Here is a 15,861-nt window from a genome sequence, read left to right as displayed (position 1 = left end):
CTCTCGCCCTTACTTGAACTGCTTGAGGAAGCGCAGGTCGTTTTCGAAGAAGGCACGCAGGTCGTTGACCCCGTAACGCAGCATGGTCAGGCGCTCAACGCCCATGCCGAAGGCAAAACCGGAGTATTTTTCCGGATCGATGCCGACCGAACGCAGCACGTTCGGGTGCACCATGCCGCAGCCCAGCACTTCCAGCCACTTGCCGTTCTTGCCCATCACGTCCACTTCGGCGCTCGGCTCGGTGAACGGGAAATAGGAAGGACGGAAGCGAATCGTCAAGTCTTCCTCGAAGTAGTTGCGCAGGAAGTCGTGCAGGATGCCTTTCAGCTCGGTGAAGCTGGCATGCTCGTCAACCAGCAGGCCTTCGACCTGGTGGAACATCGGGGTGTGGGTCATGTCGTAGTCGTTACGATAGACACGGCCCGGCGCGATGATGCGGATCGGCGGCTGCTGATGTTCCATGGTGCGGATCTGCACACCGGAGGTGTGGGTACGCAGCATCAGATCAGGATTGAAGTAGAAGGTGTCGTGATCGGTACGCGCCGGGTGGTGAGCCGGGATATTCAGCGCATCGAAGTTGTGGAAGCCATCTTCAATCTCGGGACCACGGGCAACCTTGAAGCCCATCTCGCCAAACAGGCGCTCGATGCGCTCGATGGTGCGGGTCACCGGGTGCAGACCGCCATTCTCGATGCGGCGGCCCGGCAGGCTGACGTCGATGGTCTCGGCGGCCAGCTTCTGGTTCAGCACGGCGACTTCGAGGGCTTCACGACGCGCGTTCAGGGCATCCTGAACCTGCTGTTTGGCCTGGTTGATCACGGCGCCCGCTGCGGGACGCTCTTCAGCGGACAGGGCGCCCAGTCCCTTCATCTGCTCGGTAAAAAAGCCCTTTTTACCCAGATATTTGACCCGGATTTCGTCGAGGGCGGCGATGTCGCTTACGCCCTCAATTTCGGCCTTGGCCTGGCCGACTACTTCTTCAAGCTGTTGCATGTCTTCCTCGTCACCACTCCCGGAACAGGAGCCTTTAGGCTAAATAAGGTCAAGAGGGGAATAATACAAAAAAAGCCCCTTGGCTGACCATAGTTATGACGGGCTTTTCTCCCTGCAAATCATTTTGTTATATGGAGAAAGCCACAAGCCAGATGCAACAGGATTGAGACAAGCGTTGTTTGTTCTAGTTTGTTGGCATATGGAAGGATAAAGCATTCATGAACGTGGCATGCTACCTGCCAACGCTCAAAAATGAGCAACAAAAAAGGAGGCCTGAGCCTCCTTTATTTTTATAACAGAGCTGGATTAGACCAGAGCTGCTTTAGCTTTTTCAACCAGGGCGGTGAAAGCCAGCTTGTCGTGAACGGCGATATCGGACAGGATCTTGCGATCGATCTCGATGGAAGCCTTCTTCAGACCGTCGATCAAACGGCTGTAGGACAGGCCGTTCTGACGGGCTGCAGCGTTGATACGCGCAATCCACAGTTGACGGAACTGACGCTTCTTCTGGCGACGGTCACGGTAGGCATACTGACCAGCTTTGGTTACCGCTTGTACCGCTACGCGGTAGACACGGGAACGGGCGCCGTAGTAACCCTTGGCGGCTTTCATTACTTTCTTGTGACGAGCGCGAGCGGTCACACCACGTTTAACTCTTGGCATTTTTCACATCCCCCCTTATGCGTACGGCAGACAAGCGACAACACGTTTGTGGTCGGCAGCGGAAACAAAGAACTTCGGTCCCAGCTGACGCTTACGCTTGCTGCTCTTCTTGGTCAGGATGTGACGCAGGTGGTTGTGCTTGCACTTGAAGCGACCTGAGCCAGTCTTCTTGAAGCGCTTTGCCGCGCCCCGGTTGGTTTTCATCTTCGGCATTTCATACTCCGCATTGTGAGTGACAACAAAATCGCAAGGCGAACCGACTCATGGGGCCAGCCCCATGAGTCAATTTCTTGTGGGCCTTAAGATTTCTTCTTGGGTGCGAGGACCATCACAGCTTGACGGCCTTCGACTTTCGGGAACGATTCGACTACGGCCAGCTCTTCCAGATCGTTCTTGACGCGCTCGAGAACCTTGATACCAAGATCCTGGTGGGCCATTTCACGACCACGGAAGCGCAGGGTGACCTTTGCCTTGTCCCCGTCTTCCAGAAAGCGAACCAGGTTGCGTAGTTTTACCTGATAGTCGCCTTCGTCTGTGCCAGGACGGAATTTGATTTCCTTGACCTGGACGACTTTCTGCTTTTTCTTCTGTTCTTTGGTGGTCTTGCTCTTTTCGTAGAGGAATTTGCCGTAATCCATGATCCGGCAAACGGGCGGCTCAGCGTTCGGACTGATCTCGACCAGATCCACTCCTGCCTCAAGGGCCAAGTTCAGCGCATCCTGAATGGAGATGATGCCAATGGCTTCACCATCCAGACCAGTCAGACGAACTTCTTTCAGACGGATCTCTTCATTGATCCGGTGAGCGCGGGCTTGCGGTTGCTTGCCCAGTTTTTTTCCGCCTTTTATAGCTTATTCCTCCACTTTCTTTTGTCCGCGGGTCTGAACTTCCTGGGTCAACAGAGCAATCAGCTCTTCAACAGGATAAGAGCCCAGGTCAGCCCCTTTACGAGTACGCACTGCAATCTTGCCGGCTTCTACTTCTTTGTCGCCGCAGACCAGCATGAAAGGTACCCGCTTCAAAGTATGCTCGCGGATTTTAAAGCCAATCTTCTCATTTCTCAAGTCCGCTTTTGCGCGAAGGCCCGCATCATTCAATGCCTTGGCAACTTTCACAGCATAATCGGCCTGGTTATCCGTGATATTCATGACCACGGCCTGGGTCGGCGCCAGCCAGGTCGGGAACAGACCGGCGTACTCTTCCGTCAGGATCCCGATGAAGCGCTCCAGCGAACCCAGAATGGCGCGGTGGATCATCACGGGGATGTGACGCTCGTTATCTTCGCCCACATAGGTGGCGCCAAGACGGCCCGGCAGGGCAAAGTCGAGCTGCACGGTACCACACTGCCAGGCACGATCAAGGCAATCGTGCAGGGTAAACTCGATCTTGGGACCGTAGAAAGCCCCCTCGCCCGGTTGCAGGTCGTACTTCAGGCCGTTGAGTTCCAGCGCCTCGGCCAGCGCGGCCTCGGCACGATCCCAGGCTTCATCAGAGCCGATACGCTGCTCCGGACGGGTCGAGAGCTTCACCACGATGTTTTCGAAACCGAAGGTGCCGTAGACGTCATAGACCATGCGGATGCACGCAGACACCTCTTCCATGATCTGCTCTTCGGTACAGAAGATGTGGGCGTCATCCTGAGTGAAGCCCCGTACCCGCATCAGGCCGTGCAGGGAGCCTGACGGCTCGTTGCGGTGGCAGGAGCCGAACTCGGCCATGCGCAGCGGCAGATCGCGGTAGGATTTCAGACCCTGGTTGAAAATCTGCACGTGACCCGGGCAGTTCATCGGCTTGATGGCGTACTCGCGGTTTTCGGACTGGGTGGTGAACATGGCCTGGGCGTATTTCTCCCAGTGACCTGAACGCTCCCACAGCACGCGATCCATCATGAAGGGGCCTTTCACTTCCTGATAGTCGTACTCTTTGAGCTTGCCGCGGATGAAGGTTTCCAGCTCGCGGAAAATGGTCCAGCCGTCGTTGTGCCAGAACACCATGCCCGGCGCTTCTTCCTGCATGTGGTACAGGTCGAGCTGCTTGCCGATCTTGCGGTGGTCGCGCTTGGCGGCCTCTTCCAGACGCTGCAAATAGGCCTTGAGCTGCTTCTTGTCAGCCCAGGCGGTGCCGTAGATTCGCTGCAGCATCTTGTTGTTGGAGTCGCCGCGCCAGTAGGCACCGGACATTTTCTGCAACTTGAAGTGGTGGCAATGACGCATGTTGGGCACGTGCGGGCCGCGACACATGTCGATGTACTCTTCGTGATGATAGAGACCGGGCTGGTCATCACGGGCAATGTTCTGATCCAGGATCTCGACCTTGTAGGTCTCGCCACGGGCTTCGAACACGTCGCGCGCTTCCTGCCAGGAGACCTTCTTCTTGATGACGTCGTAATCCTTGGCGGCCAGCGCCAGCATGCGCTCTTCCAGGGCAGCCAGATCTTCGTCGGTCAGGGTGCGGTCGAGATCGATGTCGTAATAGAAACCGTTGTCGATGACGGGACCGATGGCCATCTTGGTCTGGGGCCAGAGTTGCTTGATGGCATGACCCAGCAGGTGAGCACAGGAGTGGCGCAGAATGTCCAGACCTTCTTCGTCTTTGGCGGTGATGATGGCCAGGGAGGCATCGGCTTCGATCAGCTCGCAGGCATCCACCAGTTCACCGTTTACCCGACCGGCAATGCACGCCTTGGCGAGACCGGGACCGATGTCCGCGGCCACATCCATGACGGAAACGGCGTGGGCAAATTGACGTTGGCTGCCGTCAGGCAGAGTAATGATTGGCATTAGGTGTTTCCTTATACAGTGGTGACCCCTACCAAAGGCCACATGCAGGTTGGAGAAACCCTTTCATGTCCAGCTGTTCACTCCCGAGTTTCACCGTTCACAATACGGTTGGTACACGGCAGTGGCACACCATATGGCGTGTGCAAGGCCATCCATTGAGAGGTACAGCGGGGGATTGTATCAGACGCGACTGGATTTGACCCCATAGATCCAGACACTTTTTCCCGCTTAGGGTTGTGATACCCGACTGCGCAGAAATTCCCGAGGTGAACGGTATCCCAAGGCGCTGTGCGGGTGGTGTTCGTTATAATGCTCAAACGCGATGGCCAAATTGCCTACCGCTGTTCGGCTATCTGGTTTCGGCATCATCTCGATATAGTCTCGCTTCATCGTCTTCACGAAGCTCTCCGCTATACCGTTGCTCTGTGGGCTTCTCACCGCCGTCGTTCTGGGCTCCAACCCGATTTCTCGTGCAAACGCGCGGGTCTCATGGGCTCGATACGCCGAGCCATTATCAGTCAGCCACTCCACCGGTGATGCCGGCAACGCATCCCCGAAGCGTCGTTCGACAGATCTCAGCATGACATCTTGCACCGTGTCACTGTCGTAACCCCCGGTGCTGGCAGCCCAGTCCAACGCCTCCCTATCGCAGCAGTCCATGGCGAACGTGACTCGTAGTTTTTCACCGTTATCGCAGCGAAACTCGAAGCCATCCGAGCACCAACGTCGATTGCTATCTTTGACGGCAACACGCCCCTTATGTGCCTGCTGGGCCAATGGTGCAGCCGGTTTTCTTTCCAGCAGCAGGCCATGCTCTCTCATGACGCGATATACCCGTTTGGCGTTTACTACAGGCTGTCTTGTTGCCTCTGACTGACGCCGTAACAGCGCCCAGACCCGGCGATAGCCATAGGAGGGAAGTTCTGCCATCGCCTCCATGATACGGCCAAGTAAGGCTGCATCATCACGCTGGCGATGATGACGACCATCTTGCCAACCTGGTTTGCGATGAACACGAACGGATAGCTGCGCACGCGATACATTAAGGGCCTGGCTCACAGCACTTAATCGTCGTCCCCCGGCAACAAGGGCGCATGCGCAATCCATTTTTTTGCTCGACCATACTCCACGGCTTCTTTGAGGATCTCGTTCTCCATGGTCTTCTTCCCGAGCAGACGCTGGAGCTCTCGGATCTGCTTGATGGCAGCAGCCAACTCGGAGGCTGGAACAACATCCTCACCGGCGGTGATCGCCGTGAGAGAGCCTTCCTGGAATTGTTTACGCCATTTGAAAAGCTGGTTGGCGTTGACGTCGTGCAAGCGAGCGACATGAGATACGGTCATTCCGGGCTCAAAGGTCTGCTGCACGATGGAGATCTTTTCCTGCGGAGTCCGGCGTCGACGGCGCTCAGCCCCTGTTAACACTTCGACCATTTTCTCGTTGCGACTAGTACTGAACATAGTTCCAAGACTACCTCTTAAATTAAGAGGGGCGAAGTGTCTGGATCTTCAAGGGGCCAATCTAGCGACAACCCAGACAAGCTGTCTTGGCGATTTTGCATACCGCTTAAGCGCGGGTGTCAACCTGTCCTACTTGCGAGGGCGCCCTTCTGCTGCCATACCCTGTACCAGATTGAGGCGTCAGCCAAAGCAAGGAGAGCATGATGTACACCTACGACATTTCATTTCCGGAGCATGCAGAAAAGCTGGTTCATCCGGATCACCTTCTCACGACTCACTGTCCCGTCCATATCGGTGAGCTGGTGATCCTGGGTGATGGCAGCAAGCGGGAGGTATGCAGCATCGTCCACAGTGCCGAGCGCAGTACCCTCTATGTCACGGACGTGACGCCCGGCAAAGTCACCGCCAGCCGTTGATCCCTAACCGGCGTTCAGAAAAGAGTGGCCATTGAAATCGAAGGCGCTGCGTCCCTCCTCGGCCAGCGCCATCTCCTGCAACACCTGGAGTGCCATCTTGTTGCCCTTTTGCGAGGCCTGATAGAGCCACTGCTTCGCCTCGGCCAGTTCAACCCGCCCGTTGACCCCCATCAGTTGCAGGATGCCCACCTTCAGCATGGCGGGCACATCACCGTTCCTGGCTGCCAGCTCCATCCAGCGAAACGCCTCGTGCAGATCCCGCTTCACCCCGGCCCCGCGCAGATAGACCTCTCCCAGCCGATACTGGCCGAGAGCGTCCCCCGCCTGCGCAGCCTGACGATAGAGTCGGATGGCGCGATCCATATCCTGCTCGCTCCCCTGCCCCACTTCATGGCTCCAACCCATCAGCGCCTTTGCCCGTGGCTGGCCCTGCTCCGCCAGCGGCGTCCAGATCCGGGTCGCCTCATCAAAGTGCCCTGTCCGCCAGGCGCGGTTGGCCGCCGCCAGCTCCTGCTCAGTGGAGAGCGGGATCAGACGCCAGATGACCAGCGCAATGAGGGCGATGAAGAGCCAGCGGGCGATAGTAGGTTGCATGACATTTTCCGTGATCTGGTTCGCATTTCGTCTATGTAAACGAAATGTAGCAACAGTTCAAGCAGGAGATCACCTGGGTTCACCCTCTTTCATGGGGTCGCTCTTTGCGAACTTGCAGTTTGAGGGGCTACACAGCAAATAACTGTATATATAAACAGTGCATTGGTGATGTGATGGCAGGACGAGGCGCGAACCACAATGTCGAGCACCGCTTCAGCGGCCCGCAAATCGAACCAGTTGACGACGGCTGGAGTCAGAGCGACTGGGACGCGGCATTTGTCGCCAGCGCTCCCCGCACCGAGGTGACGGAGATCAGCGCCCGCAGCATCATCAGCTACAACGATTCGCCGGATCTTCCCTTCGGTCGCTCCATCAATCCCTATCAGGGGTGCGAGCATGGCTGCATCTACTGCTATGCCAGACCCAGCCACGCCTACCTTGAGCTCTCTCCCGGGCTGGATTTCGAGAGCAAGCTGTTTGCCAAAATCAATGCTGTCGAGTTGCTGCGACGGGAGTTTGCCAAGCCAGCCTATCAGCCACAAACCATCGTGCTGGGGGCCAATACCGATCCCTATCAACCCATCGAGCACCACTATCGCCTGACTCGCGAACTCCTGACGGTGATGCTGGCTCATCGCCATCCGGTAGGGCTCATCACCAAGAGCGCCATGATCCTGCGCGACCTCGATCTGCTGACCGAGCTGGCCCGGGAAGGGTTATGCCAGGTGATGGTGTCGGTCACCACCTTCAATGAGACGCTGAGGCGACAGCTGGAGCCCAGGGCCAGCACGGGGGTTGGGCGGATCAAGGTGATCGAACGACTGGCCAAGGCCGGTGTGCCGGTCGGCGTGCTGGCGGCCTCCATGATCCCCAGGCTCAACGAGCCTGAACTGGAACAGATCATCAAGGCCGCCGTCGACGCCGGGGCGGGCTGTGCGGATTACATCTTGCTGCGAATGCCCCACGAGCTCACCACCCTCTTTTGCGACTGGCTCGATACGCACTATCCCGGCCAGAAAGAGGCGATCCTCAACCAGCTGCGGGCAAGCCGGGGTGGCTCACTCAACAGCGCCACCTTTGGCAGCCGCATGCGAGGTGAAGGACTGTTTGCCGACCTGCTCGCCCAGCGCTTTCGCCTGATCAGCAGGCGGCTGCAACTGGGCAAGCGCCATATAGCACTCAATACGGCCGCCTTCATCCGCCCGGGCGAGCAGTTGCGTCTGTTCTGAGCGCCGTCAGCCCCGTGGTCTCGGCGGGCAGCTCCCCGCTGGGTGGCGCTGTGCAATCAGCTCCGCAGGCAGGCGGGATGGCTCGTGCGCCACCTCCTCCTCATCCACTCTAAGGCGCGCCTTCTCTTGCCCTCCCCACATTCGGCTCCACCAGATCTCCCACATTACCCAGCTCGTCATAACAATGCTCCTGGCAAGCGATGCCTGCCTCTGTGGTTGCCTCATTCAACGCAGGCAGCATGGCTGGCCGTCATGACAGGGCCATGACAGCCGAGTGAAGGAATCGTGTTGATGCGATGGGACCAACCCTGCATATCAGGAAGATGACGCCGTGGCAGGCAGGGCTGCATGCACGGCAGACGGAGCCTGGCAGCAGAAAAGAGGGCGCCAGGGCAAGCACAGGGACGGGGAGAGCCTGCGGTGAGGCGGACAAAAAAGAGCGACCATCAAGGTCGCTCTTTTGCACCGGACAAAGGGGGACGATTACTCGTCGCCCGCCTCCCCGGTATCGACGGCGCCAGCGTCTGCGGCGGTGTCGGTGCCTTCAGACACCTCCCCCTCGACGGTCAGAGCCTCGGTTTCCTCTTCGTCGCTCTCGGCAACGCGCTGCAGACCGACCACGGTCTCGTCTTCACCGGTACGGATCAGACGCACACCGCCGGTGTTGCGGCCGATGACGCTCACCTCGGACACCCGGGTACGAACCAGGGTACCGCCGTTGGTGATCAGCATGATCTGGTCGGTATCTTCGACCTGGATCGCATCGATAACCTTGCCGTTGCGCTCATCCACCTTGATGGAGATGACGCCCTGGGTACCACGGCTCTTGGTCGGGTACTCGTCCAGCGCGGTACGCTTGCCGTAACCGTTCTCGGTGGCGGTGAGGATGGCACCATCACCACGGGGCACGATGAGGGAGACCACCTTGTCACCGGCGCCCAGCTTGATGCCGCGCACACCGGCAGCTGTACGACCCATGGGACGTACGCCCTTGAAGGTGCCTTTGCTTTCGGTGCCTTCGCCGTTGTCGCTGCCGTCATCGTCGTTGCCGGTGTCGTCATCGGTATCGACTTCGTCAGTGGCATCGGCATCGGCGCGAGCGCTGCCTTCCGCGAAGCGAACCACCTTGCCCGCATCGGAGAAGAGCATGATCTCGTTGCTGCCGTCGGTGATGTCCACCCCGATCAGCTCATCACCCTCTTTGAGGTTGATGGCACGGATACCGGAGGAGAGCGGACGGCTGAAGTCGGACAGGCTGGTCTTCTTCACGGTGCCGTTGGCGGTGGCGAAGAAGACATACTTGTCGGCGTCATATTCTTTCACCGGCAGGATGGCGGTGATGCGCTCACCCTCATCCAGCGGCAGCAGGTTGATGATCGGACGACCGCGGGCGCCACGGGACGCTTCCGGCAGCTGATACACCTTGAGCCAGTAGACCTTGCCACGGGTGGAGAAGCACAGAATGGTGTCGTGGGTGTTGGCCACCAGCAGACGCTCCACAAAGTCCTCTTCCTTGATCCGAGTGGCCGACTTGCCACGACCACCGCGGCGTTGGGCCTCGTAGTCCGAGAGCGGCTGATACTTCACATAGCCCTGGTGAGACAAGGTAACGACCACGTCTTCCGGGGTGATCAGATCTTCGATGTTGATCTCGGCACTGGACATGCTGATCTCGGTGCGACGCTCGTCGCCGTACTGCTCGCGAACGGCCAGCAGCTCGTCACGGATCACTTCCATCAGGCGTTCCGGGCTTGCCAAGATGTGCAGCAGCTCGGCGATGAGATCCAGCAGAGATTGGTACTCTTCCAGGATCTTCTCGTGCTCGAGGCCGGTCAGCTTGTGCAGACGCAGGTCAAGGATGGCCTGGGCCTGGATCTCGGTCAGGAAGTACTGCCCTTCACGGATGCCGAACTCCGGCTCCAGCCACTCGGGGCGAGCCGCGTCGTCGCCCGCTTTTTCCAGCATGGCGGCCACGTTGCCGAGCTCCCAGCCCTTGGCTACCAGGGCGGCTTTCGCATCCGCCGGGGTCGCACTGTGGCGAATGAGCTCGATGATGGGGTCGATGTTGGCCAATGCCACCGCCAACCCTTCCAGGATGTGCGCCCGATCCCGCGCCTTGCGCAGCTCGAACACGGTCCGGCGGGTCACCACTTCACGGCGGTGCAGCAGGAACGCATCCAGGATCTCTTTGAGGTTCATAACCTTGGGCTGGTTGTTGTCCAGCGCCACCATGTTGATGCCGAACGTGGTCTGCATCTGGGTGTGCTTGTAGAGATTGTTCAGCACAATCTCGCCGGACTCGCCGCGCTTGATCTCGATGACGATGCGCATGCCGTCTTTGTCGGACTCATCGCGCAGGGCGCTGATGCCCTCGATTTTCTTCTCTTTGACCAGCTCGGCGATCTTCTCGATCAGGCGAGCCTTGTTCACCTGATAGGGGATCTCGTGGACGATGATGGTCTCGCGACTGGTCTTCTCGTCCACTTCCACCTCGGCCTTGGCCCGCACATAGACGGAGCCGCGACCGGTACGGTACGCCTGCACGATGCCGGAACGGCCGTTGATGATGCCGCCGGTGGGGAAATCCGGGCCGGTGACATGGGTCATCAGCTCGTCAATGGTGAGGTCGCCGTTTTCGATCAGCGCCAGGCAACCGTTGACAATCTCGGTGAGGTTGTGAGGCGGGATGTTGGTCGCCATGCCCACCGCGATACCGGAGGAGCCGTTGACCAGCAAGGTGGGGACCTTGGTGGGCATGACAGCCGGGATCATCTCGGTACCGTCGTAGTTCGGCACCCAGTCCACGGTCTCTTTGTCCAGATCGGCCAGCAGCTCGTGGGAGATGCGCGCCATCCGCACTTCGGTGTAACGCATGGCCGCGGCGTTGTCGCCGTCCACCGAACCGAAGTTGCCCTGACCGTCGACCAGCATGTAGCGCATGGAGAAATCCTGCGCCATGCGGACGATGGTGTCATACACGGCGATGTCGCCATGCGGGTGATATTTACCGATTACGTCACCGACCACACGGGCCGATTTTTTATAGGGCTTGTTCCAGTCGTTCCCCAGCTCGTTCATTGCATACAGAACGCGGCGGTGAACCGGTTTCAAGCCATCACGCACATCCGGCAGAGCTCGTCCTACGATCACGCTCATGGCGTAATCCAGATAGGAACTCTTGAGCTCTTCTTCGATGTTGACCGGCGTGATCTCTCTGGCCAGATCGCTCATAGAAAGCCTTAATCCCTAATTAGTTGTTCTTTGGCTTAAACAGCGCGACATGGTAACACACTGAGCCAAATACATTAAGCCACAAATCCGATGAGCACATCGGGCTGGTGCGACGAGGTCGGTCCGTTATAATGCGCGCCAGGACAATAGATTGCGCGCGCCCAGCCCGCTGCGCGCCTTGCCACAGGATCATCAAAACATGAATAGTGATGCCAATGTCGATCTGACAGAAATCGCCAAATTTGAAGCCATCGCCTCCCGCTGGTGGGACATGGAGGGCGAATTCAGGCCACTGCATCAAATCAACCCGGTGCGCCTTGACTGGATCACCGACAAGAGCGGCGGCCTGTTTGGCAAGCGCGTGCTCGACATCGGCTGCGGTGGCGGCATCCTCTCCGAGAGCATGGCCCGCCGGGGGGCCCGGGTCACCGGCATCGACATGGGCAAGGAGCCCCTCGGGGTCGCCCGCCTGCACGCGCTGGAACAAGGTGTGGAGCTCGAGTACCGCCAGATCACCGCCGAAGCCCACGCCGATGAAGTGCCGGGCCAGTATGACGTAGTCACCTGCATGGAGATGCTGGAGCACGTGCCGGACCCGGCCTCGGTGCTGCGCGCCATCGCCACCCTGGTACGGCCGGGGGGCAAGGTGTTCGTCTCCACCATCAACCGCAACCCGAAAGCCTATCTGATGATGATCCTCGGGGCCGAGTACCTAATGAAGATGGTCCCCAAGGGCACTCACGATCACAAGAAGTTCATCACCCCCGCCGAACTGTGTCGCATGGGGGAAGCGGCGGGCCTGCTGGTGCGGGACATGAGTGGCGTTCACTACGCCCCGCTCTCCAACAGCTTCAAGCTCGGCAAGAATGTCGACGTCAACTACATGGTGGCGTTCGAGCGCCCGGAGCAAGGCTGATGAGCACACCTCACCCGATGCCCCTTGGCTGCGTGCTGTTTGATCTGGACGGCACCCTGCTCGACACCGCCCCAGACCTTGGCGCCGCCGTCAATCACGTGCTGATAAGCGAAGGCTTTGCCCCGCTCTCTGACGACATCATCCGCCAGACCACCTCCCACGGGGCCCTCGGGCTGCTCAGGGCCGGTCTTGGTGACGAGCTGCTCGAGGAGCTGGGGGCCACCCGCCTTCGCACCGCCCTGCTCGACTACTACGCCGCCAACCTCTGCGTCGGCACCCGCCCCTATGAAGGCATGGTGGATCTCATCGAGTGGCTCGACGAGAAAAAGCTGCCCTGGGGCATTGTCACCAACAAGCCGGGTTTTCTCACCGAACCGCTCCTGGCAGCCCTTCCCGAACTCGCCAGTTGCGGCGTGACCGTGAGCGCCGACACCCTGCCGGTACGCAAGCCCGACCCCGCCCCCATGTTCTTTGCCTGCGAGCGGCTCGGCATCGCGGCCAGCCAGTGTCTCTATGTGGGGGATCACGTGCGCGACATCGAGGCCGGCCGCAACGCCGGCATGCGTACCGCGGTGGCTGGCTGGGGTTATCTCAATGATGACGAGGATCCGGCCCTCTGGGGCGCCGATCTTCACTTTGATACCGTGCAGGCCCTGCACCACTGGCTTCGCTACGAGCTGAGCTGACGTCCATGCCCATGACCGACAAGGCATCCGGATAGAGGTGGATCTGCGGAGCAACTTTGATGTTGTCCCGATGGCCATGTGGGCATCTGCCCCGGCGCGCAGATCCCCCCGCAGCGCACCAGAGGGATCCCGGACAATCCCTCTTTTTACAGGCTTGGCAACCCCCCGAACGGCGTAACAGGACACCTTTTGACCCTGACTGCACAAGGGATGAGCAGGCCGGATTTGCTAGTAAAAACACCCTGCTTTCGCAAGCAAAAAAAGTTATTTTAATTTTCCATCTTCGATCGCCGGACTTGCATTTGACGGATCGGACGGATGAAAACCCGTTCGCTGTGAGCGTCCACTAACTCCCGTCCCGACACCCACAATTTATCCACAGCTAATGCGTTATCCACAGATTGCATTACCGCATCGACCTCACTATCTTGTAGTTCGCATTAAAAATAACACTACATCTTGTGATTCATCGCACAATCCCTGCCCAGTTTCCCTCGACAGACGGAGCCGGGTTGCGCCATTGTGCGATGGCTTTTCGGGAATCAACCGATACCGGCAGGTATCAATGAAAGGGGTCATCAGCCAATGAACTTGTTTGTGACGAAGCGTAACGGACACAAAGAACCCATCGATCTGGATAAAATTCACCGTGTGCTCGACTGGGCTGCCGAGAAGCTCGACAACGTGTCGGTCTCCCAGGTGGAGCTCAAGTCCCACATCCAGTTCTATGACGGTATCCGTACCGCCGACATCCACGAGACCATCATCAAGGCTGCTGCTGACCTCATCTCCGAGCAAAGCCCGGACTACCAGTACATGGCTGCCCGTCTGGCCATCTTCCACCTGCGCAAGAAGGCCTACGGCCAGTTCGAGCCGCCCCACCTGTATCAGCATGTCGCCAGATTGGTGGACATGGGCAAGTACGACAAGCACCTGCTGGAAGACTACACCCAGGCGGAATTTGAGGAGCTGAACGGCTACCTCGATCACTGGCGCGACATGGACTTCTCCTACGCGGCGGTCAAGCAGCTCGAAGGCAAGTACCTGGTACAGAACCGCGTCACCGGCGAGATCTACGAGAGCCCGCAGTTCCTCTACATCCTGGTAGCGGCCTGCCTCTTCTCCAAGTATCCGAAAGATACCCGTCTGGACTACATCAAGCGCTTCTATGATGCGGTCTCGACCTTCAAGATCTCCCTGCCGACCCCGATCATGAGCGGCGTGCGCACCCCGACCCGCCAGTTCAGCTCCTGCGTGCTGATCGAGTGTGACGACAGCCTGGATTCCATCAATGCCACCGCCAGCGCCATCGTGCGCTACGTTTCCCAGCGCGCCGGCATCGGCATCAACGCTGGTCGCATCCGTGGTCTGGGCAGCCCCATCCGTGGCGGCGAAGCCTTCCACACCGGCTGCATCCCCTTCTACAAATACTTCCAGACTGCGGTGAAGTGCTGCTCCCAGGGCGGCGTGCGCGGCGGTGCGGCCACCCTGTTCTACCCGCTGTGGCACACCGAGGTGGAGAGCCTGCTGGTACTGAAGAACAACCGCGGCGTGGAAGAGAACCGGGTCCGTCACATGGACTACGGCGTGCAGATCAACAAGCTGATGTACCAGCGCCTCATCAAGGGCGGTGACATCACCCTGTTCTCCCCGTCCGATGCACCAGGTCTCTATGACGCCTTCTTCGCGGACCAGGACAAGTTTGAAGCGCTCTACGTCAAGTACGAGCAGGATCCGGCCATTCGCAAGAAGACCCTCAAGGCGGTGGATCTCTTCTCCCTGATGATGCAGGAGCGCGCCGGTACCGGTCGCATCTACATCCAGAACGTGGATCACTGCAACACCCACAGCCCGTTCGACCCGTCCGTGGCGCCGGTACGCCAGTCCAACCTCTGCCTCGAGATTGCGCTGCCCACCAAGCCGCTCAACAACGTGGATGACGAGGACGGCGAGATTGCCCTGTGCACCCTCTCCGCCTTCAACCTGGGCGCCATCGAGAAGCTGGAAGATCTGGAAGAGATGGCCGAACTGGCCGTGCGCGCTCTGGACGCTCTGCTCGACTATCAGGACTACCCGCTCAAGGCCGCCAAGAAGGGCAGCATGAACCGCCGCACCCTGGGGATCGGCGTCATCAACTACGCCTACTATCTGGCGAAAAACGGTGCCCGCTACTCCGACGGTTCCGGTCTGGCCCTGACCCACCGCACCTTCGAGGCGATCCAGTACTACCTGCTGAAGGCCTCCGTGCAACTGGCCCGCGAGTTCGGCCCCTGCCCGGCCTTCAACGAGACCACCTATGCCCAGGGTATCCTGCCCATCGATACCTATAAAAAGGATCTGGACACCCTGTGCAATGAACCCCTGCACCTGGACTGGGAAACCTTGCGCGAAGAGATCAAGACCGTGGGTCTGCGCAACTCCACCCTGACCGCCCTGATGCCGAGCGAGACCTCCAGCCAGATCTCCAACGCCACCAACGGCATCGAGCCGCCCCGCGGCCTGGTGTCGGTGAAAGCCTCCAAGGACGGCATCCTCAAGCAGGTGGTGCCGGAGTACCACCGCCTGAAGGATCAGTACGAACTGCTGTGGAAACAGCCGAGCGTCGACGGTTACCTGCAGCTGGTCGGCATCATGCAGAAGTTCGTGGATCAGGCGATCTCCGCCAACACCAACTACGACCCGGCCCGCTTCGAAGGCAACAAGGTGCCGATGAAGCAGTTGCTCAAAGACTTGCTGACCGCCTACAAATACGGTCTCAAGACCCTCTACTATCACAACACCCGTGATGGTGCCGACGACACCCAGACCGATCTGCAAGATGACGGCTGCGCTGGCGGGGCTTGCAAGATCTAACCGCGAAACGCACTGATAAACCGGGCGGGAGCATCAAGCT

At 59.0% G+C, this 15,861-nt stretch carries 14 protein-coding genes; 5 read left to right on the top strand and 9 right to left on the bottom strand.

All coding sequences use genetic code 11. From position 1 onward, the window contains the following. Positions 1 to 9: 9 nt before the first annotated feature. The 6 genes from pheS to C2U30_RS02385 form a co-directional block, all read right to left on the bottom strand. A complete protein-coding gene (pheS, locus tag C2U30_RS02410; protein WP_041215128.1) occupies positions 10 to 993 on the bottom strand; it encodes a phenylalanine--tRNA ligase subunit alpha in 984 nt (327 codons plus the stop codon). Positions 994 to 1,299: 306 nt separating this feature from the next. Further along, on the bottom strand, positions 1,300 to 1,656 hold the full coding sequence (gene rplT, locus C2U30_RS02405) for a 50S ribosomal protein L20 (protein ID WP_010674800.1): 357 nt from the start codon (positions 1,654 to 1,656) through the stop codon (positions 1,300 to 1,302). A 15-nt stretch (positions 1,657 to 1,671) separates the two neighbouring features. Further along, complete coding sequence (gene rpmI / locus C2U30_RS02400; protein WP_005300673.1) at positions 1,672 to 1,869, bottom strand: 50S ribosomal protein L35; 198 nt, start codon at positions 1,867 to 1,869, stop codon at positions 1,672 to 1,674. A gap of 86 nt (positions 1,870 to 1,955) precedes the next feature. Next, entirely contained in the window at positions 1,956 to 2,411 is a 456-nt protein-coding gene (gene infC / locus C2U30_RS02395) for a translation initiation factor IF-3 (protein WP_442752128.1), read from the bottom strand. 96 nt (positions 2,412 to 2,507) lie between these two features. Next, positions 2,508 to 4,436 carry a threonine--tRNA ligase gene (gene thrS / locus C2U30_RS02390; protein WP_010674801.1) on the bottom strand — a complete coding sequence of 643 codons (1,929 nt, stop codon included), beginning with the start codon at positions 4,434 to 4,436 and terminating at the stop codon, positions 2,508 to 2,510. 228 nt (positions 4,437 to 4,664) lie between these two features. After that, positions 4,665 to 5,869 (bottom strand): IS3 family transposase gene (locus C2U30_RS02385; protein WP_103243716.1). Its coding sequence is split into 2 segments (ribosomal slippage): positions 4,665 to 5,551 and positions 5,551 to 5,869, totalling 1,206 coding nucleotides; the frame shifts between segments, so codons are not numbered across the junction. A 227-nt stretch (positions 5,870 to 6,096) separates the two neighbouring features. Between C2U30_RS02385 and C2U30_RS02380 the strand changes: the two genes are divergently transcribed. After that, positions 6,097 to 6,312, top strand: coding sequence for a hypothetical protein (locus C2U30_RS02380; protein ID WP_124245003.1), 216 nt, complete (start codon positions 6,097 to 6,099; stop codon positions 6,310 to 6,312). 3 nt (positions 6,313 to 6,315) lie between these two features. On the opposite strand, the gene C2U30_RS02375 is transcribed toward C2U30_RS02380, so the two are convergent. Further along, entirely contained in the window at positions 6,316 to 6,906 is a 591-nt protein-coding gene (locus C2U30_RS02375) for a tetratricopeptide repeat protein (RefSeq protein WP_199767334.1), read from the bottom strand. A gap of 173 nt (positions 6,907 to 7,079) precedes the next feature. On the opposite strand from C2U30_RS02375, the gene C2U30_RS02370 reads away from it, so the two are divergent. Next, positions 7,080 to 8,135, top strand: a complete 1,056-nt coding sequence (locus C2U30_RS02370) for a PA0069 family radical SAM protein (RefSeq protein WP_103243094.1) — start codon at positions 7,080 to 7,082, stop codon at positions 8,133 to 8,135. A gap of 6 nt (positions 8,136 to 8,141) precedes the next feature. Here the strand turns inward: C2U30_RS02370 and C2U30_RS22750 are convergent, their stop codons facing one another. Both C2U30_RS22750 and gyrA read right to left on the bottom strand, forming a co-directional pair. Beyond that, positions 8,142 to 8,315 (bottom strand): hypothetical protein, encoded by a 174-nt coding sequence (locus tag C2U30_RS22750; protein WP_164882096.1) that lies wholly within the window; start codon positions 8,313 to 8,315, stop codon positions 8,142 to 8,144. A gap of 303 nt (positions 8,316 to 8,618) precedes the next feature. Further along, positions 8,619 to 11,366 carry a DNA topoisomerase (ATP-hydrolyzing) subunit A gene (gene gyrA / locus C2U30_RS02365; protein ID WP_103243093.1) on the bottom strand — a complete coding sequence of 916 codons (2,748 nt, stop codon included), beginning with the start codon at positions 11,364 to 11,366 and terminating at the stop codon, positions 8,619 to 8,621. Between the two features lie 199 nt (positions 11,367 to 11,565). Between gyrA and ubiG the strand changes: the two genes are divergently transcribed. The 3 genes from ubiG (at position 11,566) to nrdA (ending at position 15,821) form a co-directional block, all read left to right on the top strand. After that, positions 11,566 to 12,282, top strand: coding sequence for a bifunctional 2-polyprenyl-6-hydroxyphenol methylase/3-demethylubiquinol 3-O-methyltransferase UbiG (ubiG, locus tag C2U30_RS02360; protein ID WP_199767333.1), 717 nt, complete (start codon positions 11,566 to 11,568; stop codon positions 12,280 to 12,282). Beyond that, entirely contained in the window at positions 12,282 to 12,968 is a 687-nt protein-coding gene (locus C2U30_RS02355; protein ID WP_029314563.1) for an HAD family hydrolase, read from the top strand. The genes ubiG and C2U30_RS02355 overlap by 1 nt, the downstream gene beginning before the upstream one ends. Positions 12,969 to 13,553: 585 nt before the next feature. Beyond that, positions 13,554 to 15,821 (top strand): class 1a ribonucleoside-diphosphate reductase subunit alpha, encoded by a 2,268-nt coding sequence (nrdA, locus tag C2U30_RS02350; RefSeq protein WP_010674815.1) that lies wholly within the window; start codon positions 13,554 to 13,556, stop codon positions 15,819 to 15,821. Positions 15,822 to 15,861 lie beyond the last annotated feature (40 nt).

The sequence above is a fragment of the Aeromonas sp. ASNIH5 genome (assembly GCF_002902865.1).
Classification (GTDB): domain Bacteria; phylum Pseudomonadota; class Gammaproteobacteria; order Enterobacterales; family Aeromonadaceae; genus Aeromonas; species Aeromonas caviae.
The sequence above is the reverse complement of the archived record's forward strand: the minus strand, read 5'-3'. Positions and strand labels throughout refer to the sequence as shown.